Here is a 23,343-nt window from a genome sequence, read left to right as displayed (position 1 = left end):
ACGACGCCGCCATGTGCTCCAGCGAATATGGGCTCTGCGAATGAATGCGCACGCCAAACCCAAGCCAGGCGAGGCCATATTGTCTCCCTCCAAGGTGGCACTGTATGTTGCGGCTTTGGAACAGAAGCTGGGACGCCAGATCGAGAGAGCGACCATCCTGCCTGACGGCGGCATCGAAGTTCGCATTGCAGGCGCAGATCATCCGAGCAACCCGGCTGATCTGGTGGATATGAGCGAGTGAAGGGTCGAGAGCTTCCATCCTACGTGCATCGTCGCAAACGCGACGGCAAACTGCTGTTTCGCAAGCGGGTCGGCCAGAAGATCATCGAGATACCGATGCAAACCCAATTCCCCGCGGGTGAGCCCGTCCCGTTTGCGCTGCATCAAGAACGCGAACGCCTGCTCAACTCCCCAGCGCCAGTGGCTCACGGCAGCACGGTTGCTCACGTGATAGAGCGATACGAAAGAGCCCCAGAATTCACCGGCCTCGCCCCGCGGACGAAGCTGGATTACCGTAAACATCTCGACTTTCTGCGGGCCAAAATCGGGCATCTCGAGCCGAAGAACATCGAGCGCCACCATGTGATCCAGTGGCGTGACACGTGGGCCAAGACAAGCCCGCACCGAGCCAACTACCGGCTCCGGGTGCTGCGCATTGTCATGGAACGCGCTATCGATTTCGGGCTCCTCCCAACCGGAGGCAATCGCGCGAAGGGTGTCTCCGAGGTCAACTATGAGCGCAAGGAACGGATGCCGTGGCCGGATGAGTTGGTCGATGCTGCCCGCCAAGCCGCGGAGGATCGCACGGCGCTACTGTTCGAGCTTCTTCTTGGTACAGGCCAGCGAATCGGCGACGTGCTCAAAATGAAATGGTCAGAGTTTGATGGTGAAGCGATCAGTGTTCGCCAGGGCAAGACAAAAGCAAGCCTCTGGATCCCGGCCCCTCAAATGCTTCTGCAAGCCTTGGGCAAAGCTCCGCGTCGGTCGGTATTTATTCTGACCAACTATGCTGCCACAGGGCCGTGGTCCTACCGAGGTGCCGCGGATGCGATGATGAAGCTCCGGCGCGAGGTCGGTGCGGAAGCGTATGACATCCATTCGCTGCGATACACGGCAACGGCGGAGCTCGCCCGTGTGGGCCTTGATGACGATCAAATCATGGCGATCACAGGCCACAAAACACACCGCATGGTGCAGCTATACGCAGGGGCGGAGAGGCAGAAGGCCCGAGCGCGGGCGGCACTGATTGCCCGTGAAAAGGGGGGAGAGAGCTGACATGAGTGCTGACGGCGACATGCGAACGCTGCCAACTTGGGTCCAACCGGGCGTCTGTTATCTCCTGGACTTTGGAGAGGGCAACCCGAACACTCGCCGGTATCATGTCCGAGGGATCGTTGATGGAAACGCGGTTCTTGCGACCTGGTGGAAGTACAAACAGCGGTGGAACTACACCGTCGAGGGGCCGATTTGGTTCCAAGTCGCAGGCAAAGACATGCGCGACATCAAGCCGAGCACAGGGACAATGCGCCTCTCAGACAAAACGAAAACAGAACTAGAATGTGCGGCAGGGCGTGCGGCAAGTGTTTTCGAGGGTGCGTCGAATGCGGCCTAAGCATTTGAATTGTTGTGGAGGCGAGTACCGGAATCGAACCGGTGTACACGGATTTGCAATCCGCTGCGTCACCACTCCGCCAACTCGCCTAAGGTGGTGTCGCAAGGCTTTATCCGAGTCGCTCAACAGGTGCAAGCCTGCTTCCCAAGCACTCACGTTTCGGCTTCGTGGCGTTCTAGGGTAGACTTCACTCGCTTCCGGCCGCCATTATGCGGTCGTGCGCTGCGGGATGGGATAGCGGCGTGGTTTCATCCAGGTTTGGGAAGATATCAAGCGCTCGGCGCGGGGTGGCGTCCTATGAGGCCTTATGAGTAGGCGGTGCAGACAGGTAAAGTTTCGCCTTGCGCTTGCTTTGAGTCAGTGTGAACGCAACCCTGGCATACTAAGACGAGCGAAGTTGCGACGCGTCGCCAATTCTTCGCCCAAAGGCGAGCAGCACTTCGAACAACAAAAGCACATCTTTTGTTGCGGTTCCCAAAAGAAGAACTGTTCTGCTAATTCAGACTGGCACTCGCGGTGCATGCGACGGGCGTGGCCGGATAACTTGACCATCTTCGCATAACGATAACAACCTCAAGCAAGATTTTGTGCTGTCGGCGGGACATAAATCCGTTGGGTTCGGGGCCTGTAGCCGCCGTCACTCTTTTTTTGTACGCAGTTAACCCGATCTACTGCAACAAAGTCGGGGCGAACATTGGGGCTGGGCTCTGGCGGAAGTATATCTTATGACTGGGGAATTGTCTCAGGTTTTCATTATAGGTGGATCCCGGTGAAAGACGCCCCAAAGACCAAGCTGCCATCAGACATTGGGTCTGTACCGTGGACAGACGCGGAAATGCGCGCCGCGTTTCCCGAATTCAAAGATGTTTATGTCAGACGTCCGATTGCGGAAAACACCTATGGGATGAAGGCGCCACACGCCTTTCTGATCTGGTTTATCATATCCAAATTGAAGCCAGATTTGATTGTTGAGAGCGGTGTCTACAAGGGCCTTGGAACATGGCTCATGGAGCAGGCCTGTCCCGAAGCGAGCATGGTTTGTCTCGATATTGATTTCGGTAACTTGGAGTACCGAAGTCAGAAAGCGGAGTATCATGAAAAGGACTTGTCCCTGGTCGATTTCGGCGACCGAGACCTAAGTAACTCGGTTGTGTTTCTGGATGACCACCAGGACGCCCTGATGAGGCTGCAGCAACTCCACTGGAAGGGCTTCAAGCGAGCAATCTTCGAAGACAATTATCCGTCTGGGCACGGCGACTGCTACTCAATCAAAAAGATGATGGAGAATGCTGGGTTTACGGCGCTGAGACCGGAGGTCAAACCACTCAGAGAACGCTTGAAAGCGGCGATTGCAAATAAGGTAGAGGGATGTCAGGCCGAAGACATTCCAGCGAACGACACACATAGGAACGAACTGGTCCGCAACCTGAAGACCATTTACGAGGGTCCGCCGTTGTTTCGCACCAAGGAAACTCGCTGGGGCACGCCCTGGACTGATGAGAATTACCCAACCAAGCCCGCCCTCATCGACGACGACGATCTGAAGGAAGAGGCGCAGTTCTATACCTGGATGACATATGTCGAGCTTAAGTGAGCTCACGCGGCATCCAAAAACTGGAGGCAGGGATGGGATTTCTGAAACGCCTTCTGGGCCAATCCATGCCCCTGACCAAGATGGGTGGACACATATCGTTTAGGGATGATGAATACCAAATTGAGAAGGGGCCTACCAAGGTCGTTCCGACATTCGAGGAAGGCGAAAACTACGCCGATACCACGAAAAATGAGGGTTAAGTTAGGCGAGAGAAAGGCTTGAAGATGGGCTGCTTCTCAGAAATGCGGGATGCGCACCACATCAGAATCGTAACGGGTCCATGACATATTGCGCGGCTAGGTACGACGCGTGCTACCCACAGCGGGTTGCAGCATCTGAGGCGTTGCCGCTGGATGCGGGATATGGCAAAAGCCGGGCAACCGATGGAACAGGACGTAGTATCCGATGACAGATTTCGCTACCCGGCGCCGCATAATGGTCGACACGCAAGTTCGGCCCTCCGACGTTACCAAATTCCCGATCATTGATGCGATGCTGTCGGTTCCGCGTGAGAACTTTGTGCCTGACGCGCAACGCGAAGCCGCCTATGTGGAAGATCTGATCAACCTCGGAAACGGTCGCTGCATCCTGGAGCCACGCACCTTTGCCAAAATGCTGGACGCGCTGAATATTTCGAATGATGAGATCGTTCTCGATGTGGCGTGTGCCTTGGGGTATTCCACGGCGGTTGCGGCACGGATGGCGCAGTTGGTTGTGGGGGTTGAAGAGGATGAAACCCTGGCATCTGACGCGCAGGCGCTTCTGACCGAGGCGGATGCAGATAATGCGATTGTGCATCCAGGTCCTCTGGTGCAGGGTGCGGCCGAGCATGGCCCCTATGATGTCATCATGATCCAGGGCGGCGTCAAACAAGTGCCCGACAGTTTGCTGGACCAACTCAAGGAACACGGTCGCATTGCCTGCCTGTTTGTCGAAAATGGTCTGGGTGTCGTCCGTGTTGGGCGCAAATCCGCCGGGCGTATCAGCTGGCGCGATGCGTTTAATGCCAATGCCCCGGTTCTTGAAGGATTTTCCGCCGAGTGTGCATTTTCGCTATAGTCTGACGGTAGAATATTCTGCTGCCTTGATTAGTTGAAAACAAAGACGCAAACTGCTTTGAGGGCAGTGTAAATTTGATTTGAGAGGATTTGGGTATGCGTGGTATGGCAACGGGCAAGCTGGTCAAAGCGCTCGCGGTGACGGCTGGTATCGCCTTTAGCGTTATGCCTGGGCGCTCCGTTTGGGCGGACAATCTAACCGACGCCTTTATCGGGGCTTATAATACAAGCGGACTGTTGGAACAGAACCGCGCCCTGCTGCGCGCCGCGGATGAAGATGTGGCCATCGCCCTCGCCGCGCTGCGTCCGATCATCAACTGGACTACGCGAGTCAGCCAAGATTACACAAAAACGCGCAGTGGAACTACGGTGACATCGACCAATCCGACCCGTTTCTTTTCCGGACTGACGCTCAGCCAGCTCATATACGATGGCGGAGCGTCCCTGCTGGGCAAACAATCAGCGCAGGAGACTGTTCTGTCGACCCGTCAATCACTGATCGACATTGAGCAGCAGGTTCTGTTCCGTGCGGCGACCGCATACCTGAGCGTGTTGTTGCAGGAAGAAACCGTTCAGATCCGCCAGAACAACGTGGACCTGTCCAGTGAGGAACTGCGTGCCTCGAACGATCGGTTCGAAGTCGGTGAGGTGACCCGCACGGACGTCGCCCTGTCCGAAGCACAGTTGGCCAGCTCGCGCGCTGACCTTGCCGATGCGCGTGGCGACCTTAGTACGGCGCAGGCGGAGTATGTGAACGCCGTCGGCAAGTTGCCGGGGCGTACGGCCGGTCAACCTGGGTTGCCGGGCCTGCCGCAGTCGCAATCCGCGGCCATCAACCTGGCACAGCGCAATCACCCCGCCATCCTGTCTGCGCAGCATCAGGTGAGAGCTCTGGACCTGATCGTTCAACAGCAACGTGCGAATCTCGGCCCGAATGTCAGCCTGAGTGCTGATGCTGGGGTTCTCGAAGACTTTGACGACGATGATTACACAAACGACGCGGGCGTCTCGCTGAGCCTGACTCAGCCGATCTATGCGGGTGGCAGTTTGGCGGCCAGCGTGCGCAGTGCAATGGCCAGCAGAGATGCGTCGCGCGCCAACCTGTTGAACGTGCAAAAGGACATCACGCAGGGCGTCACGGATGCTTATGTCCGCTTCGAAACCGCCACCGCCAGCCTGACCGCATCGACCGAGCGTGTTCGCGCTTCACAGGTCGCCTTTGACGGGATTAGGGAAGAGGCCACTTTGGGCGCGCGAACCACGTTGGATGTTCTGACCGCGCAGCAGGATTTGCTGGATGCGCAGCTGGCCGAGGTCGCCTCGCGCACCGAACGGTCGCTGGCGGCGTATCAGCTGTTGCAGGCACAGGGGCTGTTGACCGCCGAACGTCTGGGGCTGGCTGTGCAGATCTATGATCCGACACTGTATTACAACCTCGTCAAGAAAGCGCCGTCACAGGTCAGCAAACAGAGCCGCGATCTGGATCGGGTGCTCAAAGCGTTGCGGCGCGACTGACGGGCAATACTATCTGTTGTTCGGACCGGATGGATTGGCTACACTCGTACCCAAAGGTAAGAGCGGTAAAGAACAATGACAGATAATGTCGTAAAAGCCGGTATCGAGGATGTGTTGTCTTCGGTAAAGCGTCTGGTCAGCGAAGAGGGCCGCAAAGGGTCTGAGTCTGATGATAAAACGGCCACGCGCAAGCCGGGGAGGCTCGTTCTAACAGATGCGCTCCTGATCAGCAAACCCGCTAAGGCTGAACAGGGTGATGAACCTCAGAAGCCAGAGGCCGAATACAGCGCCGAGGATTCAGCCAAGCCGATGCTATTACGGGCCTGCGACATCGTTCGTGCGGGCACGGCCGCAAACCAGGATGAAGCTGAGGTGCCGACCGCCTTAGAAGCGTCCGAAGAACAGCCAGAATCCGCCGAGTCCGAAGACCTGACCGGCAGTCTGAGTGCCAAGATCGAAGCGCTTGAAGCGGCAATTGCCCGGACTGAGGATCAATGGGAGCCTGATGGCGAAAGCGATGACGCTTATTCTGGAACGCCGACGCAGTCTATGTCCTGGGCGCTCGAAACCGGCTTTGTAGACGCAGACGGCGAGGACCCAGACGATCCAGACGCGGTGGTCACGTCCGACGAAACCCAAGCGGATGAGGGGCCTCAGCAAGCGACGGCAACCTTCGTCCGCGACCCCGATGTCGCAACCCCGTCTGACCTGGCATCTGAGGAGGACCAAGATCAGGATGAGCCCGGCAGCCTGACGATGAAGGAAGAGGCGTTGCGGGACTTAATCGCAGATGTCGTGCGGCAAGAGTTACAAGGTGCCTTGGGCGAACGGATCACGCGAAACCTGCGTAAAATGGTACGTCGCGAGATCCAGCGGGCGCTGGCCGCTCAGAAACTGGACTGATCGTCAGTCGCGTTGTGGGAGCTGTGCCAGCCCCAGCAGCAGGTCCAAATCCATGTGTCGCTCCAGGTGATCCGCCAGATCGTCCAGCGTCTGTTCTACGCCATCCTCGTAAGCAATCTCAGACGTCACGCCCAATCGGGACAGGTAGCTGGCGCGGAATGCATCAGATGTGAAAATGCCGTGAAGGTAACTGCCAAGAATGCGGCCGTTCGGGCTCGCAGCCCCTTCGGGACGCCCGTCAATTTCCAGCCACGCCCGCGCACAATCCGGGCCTTCGGTGCGGCCCATATGAATCTCGTACCCATCGACCGGCTCACGGTTGGGCAAAGCCTGTGCATGTCGCAGTGTCACCTGCTTTTCGTCGGCCATGACCGTATCGACGTCCAACAGGCCCAGCCCGTCGACCGTTCCGGGGCGTCCGTCGACGCCGTCGGGGTCCGAAATCGTGTTTCCGAGCATTTGATAGCCACCGCATAGACCCAACACATGACCGCCCCGGCGCACATGGGCGCACAGGTCGACATCCCAGCCTTGCGCACGGAAATAGGTCAAATCACCTATGGTGGACTTGCTGCCAGGCAGCAGCACTAGGTTGGCGTCACCGGGCAGGGGCCGACCGGCGGGGATGATGTCCACGCTGACACCGGGTTCTGCCGAAAGCGGGTCAAGATCGTCGAAATTGGCCATCCTCTCCAGCTGTGGCACGGCAACCTTGCACGTCCCTCCGGCATGAGAGCGAATATCCATCATGTCCTCGGCAGGCAGTTTCCAGGCGTCTTGAAACCACGGCACCACGCCCAAGCAGGGCCAACCTGTACGGGCGGCGATATCATCGCGCCCGTCATCAAAAAGGGACACATCCCCCTTGAACCGGTTGACGGCAAATCCCCGGATCATCGCCAGGTCTCCGGCATCCAGAACCGCCTGCGTGCCGACGAGTTGCGCGATTACGCCGCCGCGATGGATATCGCCGACGAGCACAACCGGTACACCGGCGGCGCGGGCAAAGCCCATATTCGCGATATCGCCCTTCCGCAGGTTGGTCTCGGCAGGGCTTCCTGCACCTTCGATCACTACCAGATCTGCGTCGCCGCACAGCCGGTCAAAGCTTTCCATAGCCGCGCTAAGCAGTCGGGATTTGTCCTTGCGATAATCTCCCGCCTTCATCGTGCCTGCACGCTGGCCTTGAACAATGATTTGGGCGCCCGTGTCTGTTTCGGGCTTCAGCAGTATAGGATTCATATCGGTATGGGGCGCACGCCGGGCGGCGCGGGCCTGCAACGCCTGTGCCCGCCCGATTTCGCCCTCATTTTCTGTCACCGCAGCGTTGTTGGACATGTTTTGCGGTTTGAACGGTGCCACCCGCAACCCGCGCCGGGTGAATGCACGCGCCAATCCGGCCACCAGAACCGATTTGCCGACATTGCTGCCGGTGCCTTGAATCATGATGGCGCGAACCATGCTATGTCTCCTATATCTTGACGCGCAGATGACCCGATTTGACGGCAGAGGGGAAGCCCCGGATGAACACGCCTGCACATCTTTTGGTCGGAGCCGCCGCATTCGCCCGGCCCGCAGATGCGCGTGTCTTATGGGCGGCGCTGCTGGGGTCGCTGCTGCCGGACCTGTCCCTATACGTCATGGCGGGCGTTTCTCTTTTCGTGCTGGGCATTCCGGAACAGGTGGTTTTTGGCCAGTTGTACTATTCGCTAGCTTGGCAAACGGTATTTGCTATCGACAACTCGTTTGTTCTTTGGGGACTGGTGCTGGTGTTGGCCATCTGGAAAGGGTGGACACTGGTGACCGTTGGGGCGGCAGCGGGACTGTTGCACCTGGCAATGGATTTCCTGCTGCATGCAGGTGATGGACGCCCACAGTTCTGGCCCTTTACTGATTGGGTGTTTCACAGCCCGGTCAGCTATTGGGACAGCGCGCATCATGCCGTCTGGGTCGCACCTGTTTCAGGCCTCGTCTGTTTCGCGGCCTATATCATCCTATGGCAACGCGGCCTGCCTGCTTGGGCCAAGGTGTTCTTTTCGGTGATGTTGGCGGCAGAGGTCTGGGTGGCCCGTCAATGGCTGCTGTTCTTCTGACAAGGCGGCGGGAAAAAGAAAAACGCGCTCCGGCTCAGGGAGCGCGTTTTTTCTGGGTAAGGTAGTGTGATCAGGCGGCTTCGGCCTGTTGAGCGGCATTGCGACGCTCGCTTTCTTCACGCGACAATGCAACCGAGGTTCGCACACCGCGTCCAACGAACTCCATCAGTCCGCCGACAACCCGCTCATTCGGGTCGATACCCGCGCAGGAGAGCACCTCGCGCCCATCGCGCGAGCGCGCCCAACGGGCGATCTGTTCCGGGCCATTGCCATATTTCTTGTCATCGGCAATAGCGTCATCCAGAGCAGCCAACACAACGGCTGCGAAAAGTTTTCGAGCACGATTGCCTTGCTCATTGTTAAAGGCAGTGCCGTCAACGAAATCTCTCATCTCGTCTTCCTTGTTTTTCTTGCTCTTGCAATTTTCGGCGTGGCGATCCTTATGACCTATTGGGTCCGATTCGGATACACCTAAAATGCATAGTTGCGTTGCGTCATGTGCATAGCTTGCTGCAGGTGCAGCACTAGGTTTCGTTGTCTTGTCAGGTATGGTCCCGCCAGATATAGGGACGGCAGATGATGCATCAACCGTTTGTGAAGGATTTAAGTCATGCCCAAGATAAATGGGAACGAAATTCGCCCCGGCAACGTGCTTGAGCATAATGACGGCCTGTGGGCAGCGGTTAAGGTGGACCATGTAAAACCCGGTAAAGGCGGCGCTTTTGCTCAGGTGGAGCTGCGCAATCTGCGCAACGGGTCCAAGCTGAACGAACGATTTCGATCGGCAGACAAGGTTGAGCGCGTACGGCTTGAACAGAAAGATCAGCAATTCCTGTATGAATCCGACGGGATGTTGGTGTTTATGGACTCTGAGACCTACGAACAGATTGAATTGCCGGCTGAATTGTTGGGCGAACGGCGGCCGTTTCTGCAGGACGGAATGACAATTGTTGTTGAATTTTATGAAAATGAGGCGCTGAACGCGACACTGCCGCAAAAGGTAACCTGCAAAATTGTGGAAACTGAGCCGGTTGTTAAAGGCCAGACGGCGGCAAACTCGTTCAAACCGGCCGTTCTGGACAATGGCGTAAAGGTCATGGTGCCCCCGTTCATCGGTCAGGATGAGATGATCGTGGTCAACACGGAAAGCATGGAATATTCCGAGCGCGCGTAACGCTGCGTCTCTTTTGAGGCCATCACATCATGGCGCAGCAAACCTTGCGAGGGGGCGACTATTGCGGCCCTCGTTGCGGGTATCGGTACCGGGACGGATCGGGGCCAAAAAGCTCACGCATCAATTCAAACTTGATCCGGTTGGCGCTGACCTGCCGATAAAAGGCGATCAGAAAGGATGTCGGACCCTGGATACGGCTGAGTCCGCTGATCGCCGCGACAACAGTACCCACGTCTGTTTTACCCTGCAGAACAAGCCAACCGCCAAGCATCAGCACTCCGACCGTGCCTGCGCCATTGATCACGCTCAGCAAAAACTTGGCTGACAGTTTCCAGATGAACATTCTGCGGCGGGTTTCATAGATGTCGTCGAACTGGGCATTAATGTCGCGTTCCACCGCTTCTATGTTTTCTGTCGTCAGGCTGTCGGTCGCGCTGCGCAGAATGCGCACACGCTCGGCAACAAAGACGTTCACTTTGCGTTGTGACACCAGGACAATGATGATCTGCGGCACGATCATCGAGAATGCGATAAGCCCCAGGGCCGGCTGCGTCGACGAGATATAGCCGATGACGCTGATCAGTGTTCCAATCTGCACCACCGGGTCGGAAAAGGCACCTCCGGCAAATTTACCCAGTTCTTCCGCCTCTGCCGATATGGCGGTTGTCATCGTGCCCTTGCGAACGGCCTCTCCGGTTTCGTCGATATCGGCAGTCCGGATCAGAAGCCGCTGGCGGATCAGGCGGATCAAATCTTCACCCAGTGTACCTGACCGGTAGCCCAGAACCCATTTCAGCGCGAGGCTCAGCAGGATCACAGCCATCATACCGAGTCCCAGCTGGATCAATCGTCCTGATCCGGCATCCGCTGATGTCAGGTAGTTGATGATATCGCGCTGAAACTCCAGCGGGACCGCCGCAAGGCCCGCAACGGCCAGCGACAGAACGATGAGAATGACTTGCCGCCCGGCGCTTGCGCGCCAGATGGCGGAATAAAGCTGAAACATGCAAACATCCGGCTGCGTCCACCACCACCAGTGTGTCAGCGCCCCGGCGCAGGTTCAAACGTTCTGAGACACAGTCCTGCGCTCGGCGTGCCGGATCGGCAACAATCTAGTCGTCCAGTCGTATCGTGGCGTCATCTGCCGTCATTTCACCGCCAGTGCGGTCAAAGCGTAGATATGCAATGGCTTGGCCACTAGATTGGGTAAACAGCGTACCGGCCGGTTTTCCGTCCGATAGAATTGCGGAACCAACCGGCGCGTGACCCTCAATCGCAACCCGACGCAGCCCTTTGCGCAGCTCGGTCTTGAGCTTCATGCGGGCGGTGACCTCTTGCCCGACATAACAGCCCTTCTTGAAGTCAACGCCGTTTATCGCCTCGAATCTGGATTCAAGAATATAGCTGTCCACCGTCAATTCGATGCCGGTTTCCGGAATGCAATGGCGCACGCGGACCGCATCCCAATCCGTTCCATCGTCACTTTCCGGTGCTGCCGTATACATCCGCCAACCCATGTCAGGATGGCGTGGGTCGGGCAGGGCATCTTCCGGAGCCGGCCCCTTGCCGCGCTGCAGATTCAGATCGGTGCTTTCAATCGATACATCTGCACGCAGTTTGTACATGGTCAGGCGTTTGATCAGATCGTCCGCCAGGCTTTCAGAAACGTCCAACAGGACCGCCCCGTCATCCCGCTTGAGAAAAAAATCCGCTATGTACTTCCCCTGCGGTGTCAACAACGCCGTATAGACCAGACCGCTCTCCAGACCGCGAATGTCATTGGTGATCAGATCCTGCAAAAAGCTCTCAGTGTCCGAACCGGACAGGCACAGAATGCGGCGGGTGGGCATGTCTAGGTCCTCGTCATATCCTTGCGCTTCGTGATATAGGAAATCCTGCTGCCAAGACCAGAGGTTATCAGACGTGCCCGCCCCGATCAGCATCGTCATCCCGACCCTGAATGCGGGCGATGCGTTGCCCGCGTGTCTTCGGGCGGTGATGGAGGGGCTGCAGTCAGGTCTGATCCGCGAATTGGTAATCAGTGACGGGGGGTCAACCGACCAAACGCTGACAATCGCCGAAGAGGTCGGGGCCATTGTGGTCACCGGACAGCCCTCGCGCGGCGGGCAGTTGCAGCGCGGTTGCGCGCAAGCCAGGGGTGACTGGTTGCTGATCCTGCATGCCGATACCGAATTGCAACCTGGTTGGACTGAAACCGTCAGCGATCACCTGTCCAAACCTGCTCCTGCTGCATTTCGGTTGCGGTTCCGGGCCAAAGGGGTTGCGCCCGGCTGGGTTGCCGGCTGGGCCAACCTGCGCAGCCGGTGGTTTGGGTTGCCATACGGGGATCAGGGCCTGCTGGTCCCGCGCGACATGTACATCGCTGCAGGGGATACAAAGACCAACCGCTGATGGAGGATGTGGCGCTGGTGCGCGCGTTGCCTCGCGTCGTGCTGCTCGATGCCTCTGCCGTCACGAGTGCGGAACGTTATGAGCGTTCGGGCTGGCTGCGTCGGGGGGCACGGAATCTGTGGACTCTGACACGGTACTCTCTTGGGGCTGATCCAGAGCGTCTGGCGCGGGCGTATCGCCGATAAGGCTGGCACGTAACTCGACAATCGACTTCCCCAGTCGGAAGGGTGCTGCAAAACTGACGAGGCATAGCGCGATAATCTGCAGCACCAGAATATGCGCGTTCGCCTGCAAATACTCCCACTCGTCCTGCAGCTTGCCAACCTGATCGATCAGATCGTCATAGCTTTGCGCAAGGATCACATAGTCCCCGGCAATCGTGGGCACCTTGCGGCGCATGTTATCGATGGCGGTTTGGGTTGCGTCGTCCAGCGGTGTGAACACAAGAAACTGTTCGATATCAAAGGCGTCCGCCTTTGCCGCCATCCCGCGCCTCTCTTCCATGTCATCCTTGGCCTGCCGTCCAAACAGGAATTGCAGACCCTGCAAAGGGGCAACCTCGTTTGTCACCGCAATGAACAGGGGCAGGTCGGCATTGCTGGCGGTCGAGGCCGACAGGAACTCGACCTTGTCGCACAAAACAGCCGTATCGGGATCAAAGGCCGGATCGCAGAACCGCAGCCGGAACCGCGCCGCGTCCCGGTCAAAGGCCCGCGATGCGGCATAGGCCACATCAATCTGCCGGTCCAGCCGGGAGCTGTCCGAGGCATACAGCCCCGCCAGCACCGCCACCAGCGCACCGATACCGCCCAAGACCACCCAGACCAGATCGGCCAGCTTCCACGCCCGATGACCTGCCGGTTTGCGGAACAGAAAGGCCGTGCCTACCGATCCAATCACAAAGAACAGGATCAGCAGGGGAAGCTGGTTATCAGTGACAAAACTCATGTGCCTGAGTTTAAGTGGTCCAACCCGCCACGCAACCGCGATCACGCGCAGTTGTAACGTCTTGCAGGATGCCGATACTGTGATCGGAACGGGAGGCGTTTTGATGACCAAAGAGATTGTTCTGATTCACGGGGCCTTTGCCGGTCCGTGGTGCATGGAAGACTATGCAGGGTTCTTTCGCGACCGGGGCTGGACGGTGCACACGCCCGCGCTGCGCTATCATGGCGGTGACCCCACGGCCGAGCCGGATCCCGGTCTGACCGACACATCCGTCGCCGATTACACCAATGACATTGCTGACTTCGTGCAGGGGTTGGAGAGCAAACCAGTGCTACTGGGTCACGCCATCGCGGGTGTTGTGGCGCAGCAGGTCGCGGCGCGCGGGCTGGCCCGCGCCATCGTCCTGATCAACCCGAACGCGCCATGGGGCACCTTGCCCGAAACCGATGACGAACGCGCCGTGCCGCGCGCACTGATGGAGGGCGGGGCGTTCTGGAAACAGCCGATGCGGGTCGAATTCGATCTGATGGCGCCCTTTGCGCTGAACAAAATGCCTGAGGCGCAACAGCACGCGGTGTTCGACCGCTTGGGGGCCGAGAGCGGGCGGGTGATGTTTGAGATGTTCTTTTGGATGTTCGATGATCACCACGCGATACAGGTGGAGATCGACAAGGTCGGCTGCCCGGTGCTGATCGTGTCTGGCACCGAGGACCGGGCCGTGAACCCCAACACCTGCCGCACTCTGGCAAACCTCTACGGTGATAGCGCGACCTTTCTACCGGTTAAAGACCACGCGCATTTCCTGTTCATGGAGCCGGGGTGGCAGGGCCCAGCGGCACAGATTGATGCATGGCTGGATCAGAAACTCGGATAGGGCGGTCGTTAAAACCCCCTGCCGTCAGGGATTTAATATATCCGAAGGTAGATCATCCCCGCATCGCACAGCCGTTTGCAATCGGTTGCGTCCTTGCCCACGTCATCCGTGCTGATAATGGATGTCATGCCCGTGCCTTCAAAGCGGTAATCGTCGCATTCCCCATCTTTCGCCCAGGTGCTGCTGTCATCGCCAAACCGGATCTCTGCGCAAACCGTCGCTGCCTTGCCGACCTCAGGGTCCACCAGCCTGATCAGGCCGTTTTCATAGGCGCTTCGGCAATCATTGGCATCGTGCAATATGTCGTCTGTGTCCAGATCCGACGCCATATTGGAGCCTGTGAAGCGCCGGTCATCACACTCCCCGTCATTTGCCCAAGTGCTGGAGTTGTCGCCAAAACGAACGGTCTGAGCGTTGGCCGCAACAGCCAGCATTAAAAAGGTGCAAGTAAATGTTCTTAGCATGTTCAATTCCTCAACCACCAATAGGGAGATGTCCGGCATTTACCGTCAGCCATAGCCTGAGTTCAAGCCTGCCGTGTAGGGTAAACCAATTGGACACGGCTTGGTAGACGGGGGCGGGAGACGCCGGTAGTGCACAGGTGCGCGATGTTTGAGTGGGTGCCGGGCTGAAGCCCAACCTAAGGGATCTAGAGATGTTCCTCGCCATCCACCCATCCTTGATGCAGAGCATCAAGCACCCGCCCGACCTGCCCCCGTTTTGCCGGAGACAAACCTTCGGTTTGACGGCTGGCGCGTTCCGCATCCACTATCGGACCTGGATCAATGTAGAAACTTCCTCTGGCAGAGGTTGGAAGCGAGCTTAGGCTTGTCGATATCTGGTGGGTTTTGTAGAAAATACAGAGATTTAGACTGAGGTAATTATGAGCGAAGACGAAAGCAAACCCGGTAACGTATCCGATAGCATAAACGCCGCAGCAAATTTGGCTAAAGCCGTACCAATCTATGATGATGCCTTGAAACCTATTGCGGTGGAGGCGGGAAAGGCTTTGGGAGTTGTGGGACGGGCTGTGAATGTTGCTCTATTGCCTATTAAGGGTTTCGTTTGGGGTGCCGAGCAAGTTGAAGAATGGCTTGCGACTCGCGTAAGTACGAAATTGAGGAATGTTCAGGAAGAAGACATAGTTACTCCAGACCTGTCCGTTGCTGGACCTACGATTGAGGCACTAAAATTCAGTGGCCACAAACCTGAACTTAGCGAGATGTTCGCAAACCTGCTTGCAGGTGCGATGAACAAAAAGATGGCTTCTTACGCTCATCCTGCTTTCGTCGAAAAAATCAAAATGATGAGTTCATTCGACGCTCAGTTATTCGCGACAGTCGCGAATAAGACTTCTGCTCCAACAATTGAAATCCGCCGAAGGATAGACGGCATTGAAGGAGATGCGATCGTTCACAGTTTTTGTAATCCAGAACTCCTGGAAATAGCGCAGTCATTTGGGTTTGAAGGGGGAACCGCGTACGAAAAAGTCCAATCTGGAGTTGAAAATTTGGTTGGGCTCGGTCTGATAAGTGCAAATGATAATGGTCAACTCACCGAGCCTGAACATCAAAAAGCATACGAACAATATGAAGAACACGATTCATTTAGAGCATTTACTGAGATTGATCGTGGTAATGGGGAAACCATCGCCCTAAAAAGATCATACTTGTTGACTACACAAATGGGCAAGGATTTCGCAAAGATTGCTCTTGCCAAAACCGATTGACCTCAAACATCCAACTCCTCCACAAACCGCGCGTTTTCCTGAATGTACTGGAATCGCAGTTCGGGTCTTTTGCCCATCAGGCGCTCGACCAGGTCGCCGGTTTCGCCGGGTTCGTCCTCGTCAATCGTGACGCGGATCAGTTTGCGCGAGGCGGGGTCCATCGTGGTTTCTTTCAGGTCCTTGGCGTCCATTTCGCCCAGACCCTTGAAGCGCGAAACGTCGATCTTGCCCTTGCCGCCCAGACCTTTCTCAAGCCACTCATCGCGCTCGGTCTCGTCGAGGCAATAGACGCGCTTGGCGCCTTGGGTCAGACGGTAGAGGGGCGGGCAGGCCAGATACAGGTGGCCCGCGTCGATCATGGGCCGCATCTGGGTGAAGAAGAAGGTCATCAGAAGTGCTGCGATATGCGCCCCGTCCACATCCGCGTCGGTCATGATGATGATCTTGTCATAGCGCAAGTCATCGACATTGAACCGCGTGCCGAGGCCAACCCCCAGCGCTTGCGTCAGATCGTTGATCTCGGCATTGGTGCCCAGCTTCGAACTGGCAGCACCCAGCACGTTCAGGATCTTGCCGCGCAGGGGTAGCAGGGCCTGCGTTTTACGGTCCCGACCCATTTTTGCAGACCCACCCGCAGAATCGCCTTCGACGATGAATAATTCGGTTCCGTCGCGTGTTGAACTACTACAGTCCACCAACTTGCCGGGGAGACGAAGTTTTTTGGTGGCGGATTTGCGCGCGGTTTCTTTTTCCTGACGGCGGCGCAGGCGTTCCTCGGCCCGCAGGATGAGGAAGTCGAGGATCGCGCCTGCGGATTTCGTATCAGCCGCCAGCCAGTTGTCGAAATGGTCGCGGACCGCGTTTTCGACCAGCCGCTGTGCCTCGACCGTGGCAAGACGGTCTTTGGTCTGACCCACAAATTCTGGTTCTGATATAAAACAGGACACCAGTGCGCAGCCGCCGGTGATCAGATCGTCGCGTGTGATCTGCCCGGCCTTCTTGTTGTTGATCAGCTCGCCATAGGCCTTGATCCCCTTGAGGACCGCCGCCCAGAACCCCGCAACATGGGTGCCACCCTCGGGCGTTGGCACGGTGTTACAGTAGGACTGGATGAACCCATCGCGCGAGGGTGTCCAGTTGATCGCCCATTCGACCTTGCCCGGCGTGTTGAACTTTTCCTGAAAGTCCACGGTGCCCGCAAAGGGCTGCTCGGCATAGGTGGACGAGCCGTTCATCGTTTCCTTGAGGTAGTCGGATAGGCCGCCGGGGAAGTGGAACGTGGCATCAGTCGGCGTTTCACCGTCATCGATGGCGGATTTCCAGCGGATTTCGACGCCCGAGAACAGGTAGGCCTTGGAACGGATGGATTTGAACAGCCGCGCGGGTTTGAACTTGTGATGGCCAAAGATGTCGGGATCGGCGTGGAAGGTCACCGTGGTGCCGCGTCGGTTTGGCGCCGCACCCACCTTTTCCACGGGCCCCAAAGGGACCCCGCGTGAGAAGCGTTGTTCAAACAGCGTCTTGTCACGTGCTACCTGCACGACCATCGAATCCGAGAGGGCGTTGACGACTGATGCGCCCACCCCGTGCAGACCGCCCGAGGTCTGATAGGCTTTGCCCGAGAATTTACCGCCCGCGTGCAGGGTGCACAGGATGACCTCCAAAGCGGATTTGTCCGGAAATTTGGGATGTGGGTCGATTGGGATGCCACGCCCGTTGTCGCGCACAGTCAGGGCGTAGTCTGCATGCAGTTCCACCTCGATCCGGTTGGCGTGGCCCGCGACGGCCTCGTCCATCGAATTGTCGAGGATTTCGGCCACCATATGGTGTAGCGCACGCTCATCCGTGCCGCCGATATACATGCCGGGGCGCTTGCGAACCGGCTCCAACCCTTCAAGCACCTCGATCGAGGAGGCGTCATAGGCAGTGGTCGCTTCGGGCGTCAACAGATCGTCGGGCATGGGTGCTGCTCTTGTTTTTGAGTTTGACCCATTATGGCAGGGGATGTGGTCCGGGGGAAGAGGGACGCGAGGTGTTGTGGCATATGTGTTCAGCGGACAGGGCTGACGATGACAGCTGTTCCAGAGGTCCGGGCGGGAAACCGTGCGTGGTCAGGTCATTGATTGAACTTGACGCGCCGGCCGGTCGGGGACTGAATATCGGATTGCAGCATATGAACTTCATGTGGTTTGAGCACGGGCAATATGGTTTCAGCAAATGGTCCGCGAAAAGACAGGAGATCGGGGAACAACTCAAACAGCTCTTGCCGCGTTCTGCGCGTCATTGCGTCCATCGAGGTGTCACCCGGGAAAAAGGATTCGGACCACACACCTTCGACCTGCACCAACTCGTGCCGGTCAAACAGAAGGTGAATGTAATCCACGCTCCGATCCGGGGGCAGTTGATCAATCGTACGGTTGTTGATCAACCCTTTTGCCGGTGCGAGCATGAGCGGGTCGGAAAAGTAGAGCTGCATTCTGGCAGATGACACGGCGATCCGGTGTTGCGGCGAAACCAGAAGGTCACGCGCGGGGCACTGATCCGAGAAACTGTTGGCGCGAATGCGAACCGGGCAGAATTTCGGATCTTTTTGCAGGTCCCGCGCCGAAAGATGGCGGTGTCCGATCCAGCGTACGGGGCGGCTGCCGCCTCTGGCGACACAGACCTCGTCACCCGGGTTCAGCGAATCAATCAACCTCTCTCCGGATGGGGTCAGGATCAGAGACCCTGCTGTGAAACAGACAAATGTTGGAATGGTATCGTATTCCGCCGGAGGTGCGGCGGCGACGGTGTTGTTGGTGTTCTCGATTGTTTCGCCAACTTCGACGTTACCCGAGGTGACCACCATGTATTGCGGATTTGAAAACTGCAGCAGAGTAAAAGTGACCGGCGCGCCAGCGACATCTCCGTTGTAAGTTTCGAAGGTCTGGAAGTTTCTGGAATTCCCACGGAAACTCGGTACGCCAGACACGTCCAACTGGCGGCTGCCATCCGCATCGGGGTCTTCCAGAAAGTTGTCATCGTCGATAATCGCAACCTGATACGCGGCCAGGACGGTTACGTCGGAATTGCTCAGGGGATCTACGTCTATCTCATAGATTGTAATGAATTTCATGACTGTAACTCATCTGACTGAAATTGATGTTCGAAAGAAAGTATCTTAACGATACATGATTCAGCGAGGAATAGACAGAGGGCTGCGACCAGATCGTATTGTCAGGTGCCTGAAAACGCGCAGGATTTAAGCCCTTCCAAGCCGTGTTAGGTCCGCTTGCGGTTTTGAGTGCCACACTTATTCGCACCCCTGAGATAGTCTGGGTGTTTTCGGGTGCCGTTGGCCAAAACCGAGGTTTTGGACGCGGGTTGTACTTTGGATATGTTGGGTGTCGTCGTCCTTAGGTTGCGCCTGCTCCTACGCAGATTGACTGCGAGCGCGTGGGTTGGCCCTATCTTGCGTTCTGGTCCAAGTGAGGCCGGCATATCGGATCGGGCTGCGTCATACTATTTTTCACAAAACGAGGGCGTCGGGAGTCCGTCCGGTCACTGATTTCGATCCAAACGTCTCACATTGAAATTTCAGCGTTGCACTCTTGTCCCGGGCACGGGCCGCGCATATGGCTGATGTGATGACCAAGACAATGACATATCCAGGCCATTTTCGCGCCATTGCTGTGCTCGGTCTGCCACTGATTGGCGGGCATCTGGCGCAGTTTGCGATTGGCCTGACCGACACAGTCATGCTGGGCTGGTACGGTGTCGAGGCGCTGGCTGCAGTCACATTGGCAGGCAGCTATTTCTTTGTGCTGTTTCTGTTCGGGGCCGGATTCGGCTGGGCGGTCATGCCCATGGTGGCAACCGCTGCGGCAGAGGAAGATGAGACCAGTATTCGGCGATCAACCAGAATGGGTCTGTGGTTGTCGCTGCTCTACGCGGCGCTGGTCGTGCCGTTGCTCTGGTGGTCCTATCCAGTCCTGATCGCGCTGCGGCAGGAACCGCAGGTGGCTGAAACCGCCTCCCAGTATCTGCGGATCGCCGGGTGGGGGTTGTTTCCCGCGTTGCTGGTCATGGTTCTCAAGTCTTATCTGGCAGCATTGGAGCGGACACAGATCGTTTTGTGGATCACCGTGGCGGCTGCTCTGGTCAACGGGGTCACCAACTACGCTTTGATTTTCGGCAATTGGGGGGCGCCGGAACTGGGCGTGACCGGTGCCGCCATTGCATCGATTGTCACGCAGATGGTGTCTCTCGTTTCCGTTGTGGTCTACGCGGTGCGCGTATTGCCTGAACACAGCCTGTTTCGGCGCTTCTGGCGGCCGGATTGGGAGATGTTCCTGCGCGTTCTCCAGCTGGGCGTTCCCATCGGGCTGACAACGCTGGCTGAGGTTACCCTGTTTGCGACCTCAGCCGTCATGATGGGGTGGCTGGGGCAGGTGCCCCTGGCCGCGCATGGTATTGCCCTGAATCTGGCATCTGCAACGTTCATGGTCCATTTAGGCCTGTCCAATGCCGCCACCATACGAGCTGGCAATGCGCTGGGCAGACGGGATCGCGCGCATCTGGAAAAGGGTGCCATCGCGGTGACCGGCATGTCGTTGGTTATGTCCGTGCTGACGATCATCCTGTTTCTGACTTGCGCCGACCCGCTGATTTCATTGTTCATGGAACCTGATGATCCGCAGCGGACGCAAATCCTGGCCATTGGCACCGGCCTGTTGGCGATGGCCGCGTTGTTTCAGTTGGTCGACGGCGCTCAGGTGATTGCCTTGGGTCTGCTGCGCGGCTTGCAGGACGCCAAGATACCGATGGTCATGGCGGCGCTCAGCTATTGGGCCGTGGGGCTTCCGGCTTCGTATTACTTTGGGTTCATCCAGGGTATGGAGGGTATCGGTGTCTGGTTGGGTTTGGTGCTGGGGCTGGCATGTGCAGCGGTCCTGCTGATGGCAAGGTTCTGGTTCAGATCGGTCCGAGAGGTTGGGGTGCCCGCAGAATAGACCGTGATCAGTCTTTGCCCATCCGATCCGCCTTTTTGCGCACCAGAACCGAACGCAGATCGTGCATGGCCATCAGCAGCCGATCGGTCACGTCCTCCAACTGTTGATCCGACGCTTTTGACTGCGCCCATTGCGTCGTCAGGTTCATATAGTCGACCGCGCGGTGAATGTCGTCGATGTCCCGCTTGGCCAACAGGGCTGTGCGGTCGGCCATCCAACGTGCGATTTCCGTCTCATCCGCTTCGGTCAGGGTGCGCTGACCGTGCGGTTTAACCTCGCCGTTGCGGATATTGATGACCGCAATCTGATCCATTTCGATCCGGCGCTGCCGGTTCTCGGTGTCGACTTTGAATACGATGGCGCCGTTCTCGCGCACACGGAAGTAATACTCGGGCAGTTCTGCGGACATCTGGCGGCCTCCGATCAGGTCAATGCGGCACAGAAACGCTGGATGCGTGTGCAGGCCTCTGTCAATGCCTCGTCCGAGGTCGCATAGCTGACACGGAAGTTCGGCGACAGGCCAAAGGCCGCTCCGAACACCACGGCCACATCTGCTTCTTCAAGCAGGGCAGTTGCAAATGCCTCGTCGCTGTCGAGGACGGTGCCGGCCGGGGTTGTCTTGCCAATCAGCCCGGCGATGGACGGATAGACATAGAACGCGCCCTCGGGCGTCGGGCAGGTGATCCCCTCAATTGCATTCAGCATCTCAACGACAAGGTCGCGGCGGCGTTTGAACGTCTCGTTGTTCGGAGCCAGAAACTCTTGCGTTCCGGTCAACGCCTCTACCGCGGCCCATTGGCTGATTGAGCAGGGGTTCGAGGTAGATTGAGACTGAATCTTGCGCATCGCTGCGATGATTTCGACCGGTCCGGCTGCATAGCCAATGCGCCAGCCGGTCATGGCATACGCCTTGGACACACCGTTGCAGGTCAACGTACGGTCATAGAGCCCAGGTTGGACTTCGGCGGGGGTGCAGAATTCGAACCCGTCGTAATTGAGGTGTTCATACATGTCGTCTGACATGATCCAGACCTGCGGGTGGCGCATCAGAACTTCGGTCAGGGCCTTGAGCTCACTTCGGCTATAGCCCGCGCCGGTCGGGTTCGAAGGCGAATTGAAGATGAACCATTTGGTTCTGGGCGTAATGGCAGCCTCTAACTGGCTGGCCGTCAATTTGAAACTGTTGTCCAGCGTCGTTTCTACCACGACCGGCGTGCCGCCCGCCAAAAGCACCATATCCGGATAGCTGACCCAATAGGGCGCGGGGATGATGACCTCATCCCCTTCGTTCATCGTTGCCATCAGCGCGTTATAGAGCGTTTGCTTGCCGCCGGTTCCAACCGAAATCTGTGCCGGTGTGTAATCCAACCCGTGATCGCGTTTCATCTTGGCGCAGGCGGCCTGTTTCAGTTCGGGGATGCCGTCGGGGGCCGTGTATTTGGTTTTGCCCGCTGAGATGGCCGCCACCGCTGCGTCTTTTATGTTCTGGGGTGTGTCGAAGTCGGGCTCACCCGCGCTGAGGCCGATGACATCGCGTCCGGCGGCCTTCAATTCAGCGGCTTTGGCCGTCATCGCGATGGTGGGGGAGGGTTTCACGCGCGACAGTGTTGCAGACAGGAAACTCATGGGCGGCCTCGGTTTGTATGTTCAACCTGACTGTCATAGGGTGCGCCCGAATGGCGATCAAGCGATATGAAAAAGAAGAGTTGGAGACCCCGATGAACGACGAAAGCGACTGGTACGGACCTGAATCGGCGACATTCGGGGATCGGCTGGCGGGGGCACGCGAAGCGGCAGGGATGAGCCAATCCGAGTTCGCGCGCAGGCTTGGGGTTAAAAAGTCAACCATTATCGCCTGGGAGAACGACCTGTCCGAGCCGCGCGCCAACAGGTTGTCGATGATGGCCGGCATGATCAACGTATCCATCATGTGGCTGCTGACCGGCGAAGGTGAGGGCATGGACGGGCCCGACGAGATGGCCGAAAACAATATTGAACTGGCCGATGCAGTCGCTGAATTGCGCGCGATCCGGGGCGAGATGCGGGCCTGCGCCGAACGTGCCGCACGCCTTGAAAAAAAGATGCGCCTGATGCTGGAGAGGGAAAAGTGACTGAATCCAGAGAGCTTAGGATAAAACGCATGAAAATGCGGTCGATGCGGCGCGGCATAAAGGAGATGGACCTGATCCTGTCGGCCTTTGCGGATCGCAACCTCAGCGGGATGGACGAAGACGCTTTGGATACCTATGACGCCCTGCTGCACGAAAACGATCAGGACCTGTACCAATGGGTGACAGGCCAGGTCGACCCCCCCCGGCCTTTTGCCGAACTTGTTGCCGACATCGCTCAGACCTTTCAAAAATAATGGAAAATTCGACTTAACCGATTTTTCGGGAATTCAGTTCATCGTGTCTCAAACTGCGCGACTGAATCGGAGGAT

At 57.5% G+C, this 23,343-nt stretch carries 26 protein-coding genes and 1 tRNA gene; 16 read left to right on the top strand and 11 right to left on the bottom strand.

Going from position 1 to position 23,343, the window contains the following annotated elements:
- The first annotated feature begins 40 nt into the window (after positions 1–40).
- The 3 genes from ACR3ES_RS17210 to ACR3ES_RS17200 are packed head-to-tail and all read left to right on the top strand — an operon-like array spanning position 41 to position 1,612.
- Complete coding sequence (locus ACR3ES_RS17210; RefSeq protein WP_480423973.1) at positions 41–241, top strand: hypothetical protein; 201 nt, start codon at positions 41–43, stop codon at positions 239–241.
- A 23-nt stretch (positions 242–264) separates the two neighbouring features.
- Entirely contained in the window at positions 265–1,275 is a 1,011-nt protein-coding gene (locus tag ACR3ES_RS17205; RefSeq protein ID WP_480493304.1) for a tyrosine-type recombinase/integrase, read from the top strand.
- 1 nt (position 1,276) lies between these two features.
- Positions 1,277–1,612, top strand: a complete 336-nt coding sequence (locus ACR3ES_RS17200) for a hypothetical protein (RefSeq protein WP_480423971.1) — start codon at positions 1,277–1,279, stop codon at positions 1,610–1,612.
- Positions 1,613–1,627: 15 nt separating this feature from the next.
- Here ACR3ES_RS17200 and ACR3ES_RS17195 read toward each other — a convergent pair.
- Positions 1,628–1,701, bottom strand: a tRNA-Cys gene (locus ACR3ES_RS17195).
- Positions 1,702–2,381: 680 nt separating this feature from the next.
- On the opposite strand from ACR3ES_RS17195, the gene ACR3ES_RS17190 reads away from it, so the two are divergent.
- From ACR3ES_RS17190 to ACR3ES_RS17170, 5 genes are all read left to right on the top strand, one after another.
- A complete protein-coding gene (locus ACR3ES_RS17190; RefSeq protein WP_170433159.1) occupies positions 2,382–3,206 on the top strand; it encodes a hypothetical protein in 825 nt (274 codons plus the stop codon).
- A 32-nt stretch (positions 3,207–3,238) separates the two neighbouring features.
- Positions 3,239–3,406 (top strand): hypothetical protein, encoded by a 168-nt coding sequence (locus tag ACR3ES_RS17185; RefSeq protein ID WP_480423969.1) that lies wholly within the window; start codon positions 3,239–3,241, stop codon positions 3,404–3,406.
- A 205-nt stretch (positions 3,407–3,611) separates the two neighbouring features.
- Complete coding sequence (locus ACR3ES_RS17180) at positions 3,612–4,265, top strand: protein-L-isoaspartate O-methyltransferase family protein (RefSeq protein WP_170433162.1); 654 nt, start codon at positions 3,612–3,614, stop codon at positions 4,263–4,265.
- Positions 4,266–4,360: 95 nt separating this feature from the next.
- On the top strand, positions 4,361–5,779 hold the full coding sequence (locus ACR3ES_RS17175; RefSeq protein ID WP_170433165.1) for a TolC family outer membrane protein: 1,419 nt from the start codon (positions 4,361–4,363) through the stop codon (positions 5,777–5,779).
- Positions 5,780–5,854: 75 nt separating this feature from the next.
- Complete coding sequence (locus tag ACR3ES_RS17170) at positions 5,855–6,682, top strand: hypothetical protein (RefSeq protein ID WP_170433168.1); 828 nt, start codon at positions 5,855–5,857, stop codon at positions 6,680–6,682.
- A 3-nt stretch (positions 6,683–6,685) separates the two neighbouring features.
- Here the strand turns inward: ACR3ES_RS17170 and ACR3ES_RS17165 are convergent, their stop codons facing one another.
- Positions 6,686–8,143, bottom strand: a complete 1,458-nt coding sequence (locus ACR3ES_RS17165; protein ID WP_480423966.1) for a cobyric acid synthase — start codon at positions 8,141–8,143, stop codon at positions 6,686–6,688.
- 62 nt (positions 8,144–8,205) lie between these two features.
- Here ACR3ES_RS17165 and ACR3ES_RS17160 point away from each other — a divergent pair, with 62 nt between their 5' ends.
- Complete coding sequence (locus tag ACR3ES_RS17160) at positions 8,206–8,775, top strand: cobalamin biosynthesis protein CobQ (RefSeq protein WP_170433174.1); 570 nt, start codon at positions 8,206–8,208, stop codon at positions 8,773–8,775.
- Between the two features lie 70 nt (positions 8,776–8,845).
- Here the strand turns inward: ACR3ES_RS17160 and ACR3ES_RS17155 are convergent, their stop codons facing one another.
- Entirely contained in the window at positions 8,846–9,166 is a 321-nt protein-coding gene (locus tag ACR3ES_RS17155; RefSeq protein ID WP_008757056.1) for a DUF6280 family protein, read from the bottom strand.
- A gap of 219 nt (positions 9,167–9,385) precedes the next feature.
- Here ACR3ES_RS17155 and efp point away from each other — a divergent pair, with 219 nt between their 5' ends.
- Positions 9,386–9,949 carry an elongation factor P gene (gene efp, locus ACR3ES_RS17150; RefSeq protein ID WP_170433177.1) on the top strand — a complete coding sequence of 188 codons (564 nt, stop codon included), beginning with the start codon at positions 9,386–9,388 and terminating at the stop codon, positions 9,947–9,949.
- 58 nt (positions 9,950–10,007) lie between these two features.
- Here efp and ACR3ES_RS17145 read toward each other — a convergent pair whose 3' ends face one another.
- A complete protein-coding gene (locus tag ACR3ES_RS17145) occupies positions 10,008–10,955 on the bottom strand; it encodes an ABC transporter transmembrane domain-containing protein (protein WP_170433180.1) in 948 nt (315 codons plus the stop codon).
- Between the two features lie 106 nt (positions 10,956–11,061).
- A complete protein-coding gene (ygfZ, locus tag ACR3ES_RS17140) occupies positions 11,062–11,799 on the bottom strand; it encodes a CAF17-like 4Fe-4S cluster assembly/insertion protein YgfZ (protein WP_170433535.1) in 738 nt (245 codons plus the stop codon).
- A 73-nt stretch (positions 11,800–11,872) separates the two neighbouring features.
- Here ygfZ and ACR3ES_RS17135 point away from each other — a divergent pair, with 73 nt between their 5' ends.
- On the top strand, positions 11,873–12,361 hold the full coding sequence (locus ACR3ES_RS17135; protein ID WP_480634737.1) for a glycosyltransferase: 489 nt from the start codon (positions 11,873–11,875) through the stop codon (positions 12,359–12,361).
- A gap of 60 nt (positions 12,362–12,421) precedes the next feature.
- Here ACR3ES_RS17135 and ACR3ES_RS17130 read toward each other — a convergent pair whose 3' ends face one another.
- Positions 12,422–13,309, bottom strand: a complete 888-nt coding sequence (locus ACR3ES_RS17130; RefSeq protein ID WP_480634281.1) for a hypothetical protein — start codon at positions 13,307–13,309, stop codon at positions 12,422–12,424.
- A gap of 103 nt (positions 13,310–13,412) precedes the next feature.
- Here ACR3ES_RS17130 and ACR3ES_RS17125 point away from each other — a divergent pair, with 103 nt between their 5' ends.
- Entirely contained in the window at positions 13,413–14,183 is a 771-nt protein-coding gene (locus ACR3ES_RS17125; RefSeq protein ID WP_170433186.1) for an alpha/beta fold hydrolase, read from the top strand.
- 32 nt (positions 14,184–14,215) lie between these two features.
- On the opposite strand, the gene ACR3ES_RS17120 is transcribed toward ACR3ES_RS17125, so the two are convergent.
- The gene (locus ACR3ES_RS17120; protein ID WP_170433189.1) at positions 14,216–14,647 is read right to left on the bottom strand and encodes a hypothetical protein; all 432 of its coding nucleotides are present in this window, start codon (positions 14,645–14,647) and stop codon (positions 14,216–14,218) included.
- A gap of 419 nt (positions 14,648–15,066) precedes the next feature.
- Between ACR3ES_RS17120 and ACR3ES_RS17115 the strand changes: the two genes are divergently transcribed.
- Entirely contained in the window at positions 15,067–15,912 is an 846-nt protein-coding gene (locus ACR3ES_RS17115; RefSeq protein WP_170433192.1) for a DUF4393 domain-containing protein, read from the top strand.
- A 2-nt stretch (positions 15,913–15,914) separates the two neighbouring features.
- Here ACR3ES_RS17115 and parE read toward each other — a convergent pair whose 3' ends face one another.
- Complete coding sequence (gene parE, locus ACR3ES_RS17110) at positions 15,915–17,873, bottom strand: DNA topoisomerase IV subunit B (RefSeq protein WP_170433195.1); 1,959 nt, start codon at positions 17,871–17,873, stop codon at positions 15,915–15,917.
- 155 nt (positions 17,874–18,028) lie between these two features.
- Positions 18,029–19,027, bottom strand: a complete 999-nt coding sequence (locus ACR3ES_RS17105; RefSeq protein WP_170433197.1) for a Hint domain-containing protein — start codon at positions 19,025–19,027, stop codon at positions 18,029–18,031.
- A gap of 511 nt (positions 19,028–19,538) precedes the next feature.
- On the opposite strand from ACR3ES_RS17105, the gene ACR3ES_RS17100 reads away from it, so the two are divergent.
- Positions 19,539–20,903, top strand: coding sequence for an MATE family efflux transporter (locus ACR3ES_RS17100; RefSeq protein ID WP_170433537.1), 1,365 nt, complete (start codon positions 19,539–19,541; stop codon positions 20,901–20,903).
- Between the two features lie 7 nt (positions 20,904–20,910).
- Here ACR3ES_RS17100 and ACR3ES_RS17095 read toward each other — a convergent pair whose 3' ends face one another.
- Positions 20,911–21,312, bottom strand: coding sequence for a hypothetical protein (locus tag ACR3ES_RS17095; protein ID WP_170433201.1), 402 nt, complete (start codon positions 21,310–21,312; stop codon positions 20,911–20,913).
- A gap of 14 nt (positions 21,313–21,326) precedes the next feature.
- Complete coding sequence (locus tag ACR3ES_RS17090) at positions 21,327–22,529, bottom strand: pyridoxal phosphate-dependent aminotransferase (protein ID WP_170433205.1); 1,203 nt, start codon at positions 22,527–22,529, stop codon at positions 21,327–21,329.
- Positions 22,530–22,579: 50 nt separating this feature from the next.
- Between ACR3ES_RS17090 and ACR3ES_RS17085 the strand changes: the two genes are divergently transcribed.
- Complete coding sequence (locus ACR3ES_RS17085; RefSeq protein ID WP_480423962.1) at positions 22,580–23,014, top strand: helix-turn-helix domain-containing protein; 435 nt, start codon at positions 22,580–22,582, stop codon at positions 23,012–23,014.
- A 29-nt stretch (positions 23,015–23,043) separates the two neighbouring features.
- The gene (locus ACR3ES_RS17080) at positions 23,044–23,268 is read left to right on the top strand and encodes a succinate dehydrogenase assembly factor 2 (protein ID WP_480423960.1); all 225 of its coding nucleotides are present in this window, start codon (positions 23,044–23,046) and stop codon (positions 23,266–23,268) included.
- Positions 23,269–23,343: the final 75 nt, after the last annotated feature.

This window comes from Ruegeria sp. B1 (assembly GCF_056535885.1).
This window is presented reverse-complemented; position numbering and strand designations above follow the sequence as displayed.

What these genes read in the sequence shown, in the direction of transcription:
- ACR3ES_RS17100 (WP_170433537.1), top strand. Translation starts at nt 19,539, where the DNA reads ATGACCAAGACAATGACATATCCAGGCCATTTTCGCGCCATTGCTGTG.
- ACR3ES_RS17080 (WP_480423960.1), top strand. Translation starts at nt 23,044, where the DNA reads ATGAAAATGCGGTCGATGCGGCGCGGCATAAAGGAGATGGACCTGATC.
- ACR3ES_RS17185 (WP_480423969.1), top strand. Translation starts at nt 3,239, where the DNA reads ATGGGATTTCTGAAACGCCTTCTGGGCCAATCCATGCCCCTGACCAAG.
- efp (WP_170433177.1), top strand. Translation starts at nt 9,386, where the DNA reads ATGCCCAAGATAAATGGGAACGAAATTCGCCCCGGCAACGTGCTTGAG.
- ACR3ES_RS17210 (WP_480423973.1), top strand. Translation starts at nt 41, where the DNA reads ATGAATGCGCACGCCAAACCCAAGCCAGGCGAGGCCATATTGTCTCCC.
- ACR3ES_RS17170 (WP_170433168.1), top strand. Translation starts at nt 5,855, where the DNA reads ATGACAGATAATGTCGTAAAAGCCGGTATCGAGGATGTGTTGTCTTCG.
- ACR3ES_RS17115 (WP_170433192.1), top strand. Translation starts at nt 15,067, where the DNA reads ATGAGCGAAGACGAAAGCAAACCCGGTAACGTATCCGATAGCATAAAC.
- parE (WP_170433195.1), bottom strand. Translation starts at nt 17,873, where the DNA reads ATGCCCGACGATCTGTTGACGCCCGAAGCGACCACTGCCTATGACGCC.
- ACR3ES_RS17175 (WP_170433165.1), top strand. Translation starts at nt 4,361, where the DNA reads ATGCGTGGTATGGCAACGGGCAAGCTGGTCAAAGCGCTCGCGGTGACG.
- ACR3ES_RS17200 (WP_480423971.1), top strand. Translation starts at nt 1,277, where the DNA reads ATGAGTGCTGACGGCGACATGCGAACGCTGCCAACTTGGGTCCAACCG.
- ACR3ES_RS17160 (WP_170433174.1), top strand. Translation starts at nt 8,206, where the DNA reads ATGAACACGCCTGCACATCTTTTGGTCGGAGCCGCCGCATTCGCCCGG.
- ACR3ES_RS17105 (WP_170433197.1), bottom strand. Translation starts at nt 19,027, where the DNA reads ATGAAATTCATTACAATCTATGAGATAGACGTAGATCCCCTGAGCAAT.
- ACR3ES_RS17155 (WP_008757056.1), bottom strand. Translation starts at nt 9,166, where the DNA reads ATGAGAGATTTCGTTGACGGCACTGCCTTTAACAATGAGCAAGGCAAT.
- ACR3ES_RS17120 (WP_170433189.1), bottom strand. Translation starts at nt 14,647, where the DNA reads ATGCTAAGAACATTTACTTGCACCTTTTTAATGCTGGCTGTTGCGGCC.
- ACR3ES_RS17180 (WP_170433162.1), top strand. Translation starts at nt 3,612, where the DNA reads ATGACAGATTTCGCTACCCGGCGCCGCATAATGGTCGACACGCAAGTT.
- ACR3ES_RS17125 (WP_170433186.1), top strand. Translation starts at nt 13,413, where the DNA reads ATGACCAAAGAGATTGTTCTGATTCACGGGGCCTTTGCCGGTCCGTGG.
- ACR3ES_RS17085 (WP_480423962.1), top strand. Translation starts at nt 22,580, where the DNA reads ATGGCGATCAAGCGATATGAAAAAGAAGAGTTGGAGACCCCGATGAAC.
- ACR3ES_RS17095 (WP_170433201.1), bottom strand. Translation starts at nt 21,312, where the DNA reads ATGTCCGCAGAACTGCCCGAGTATTACTTCCGTGTGCGCGAGAACGGC.
- ACR3ES_RS17130 (WP_480634281.1), bottom strand. Translation starts at nt 13,309, where the DNA reads ATGAGTTTTGTCACTGATAACCAGCTTCCCCTGCTGATCCTGTTCTTT.
- ACR3ES_RS17090 (WP_170433205.1), bottom strand. Translation starts at nt 22,529, where the DNA reads ATGAGTTTCCTGTCTGCAACACTGTCGCGCGTGAAACCCTCCCCCACC.
- ygfZ (WP_170433535.1), bottom strand. Translation starts at nt 11,799, where the DNA reads ATGCCCACCCGCCGCATTCTGTGCCTGTCCGGTTCGGACACTGAGAGC.
- ACR3ES_RS17165 (WP_480423966.1), bottom strand. Translation starts at nt 8,143, where the DNA reads ATGGTTCGCGCCATCATGATTCAAGGCACCGGCAGCAATGTCGGCAAA.
- ACR3ES_RS17145 (WP_170433180.1), bottom strand. Translation starts at nt 10,955, where the DNA reads ATGTTTCAGCTTTATTCCGCCATCTGGCGCGCAAGCGCCGGGCGGCAA.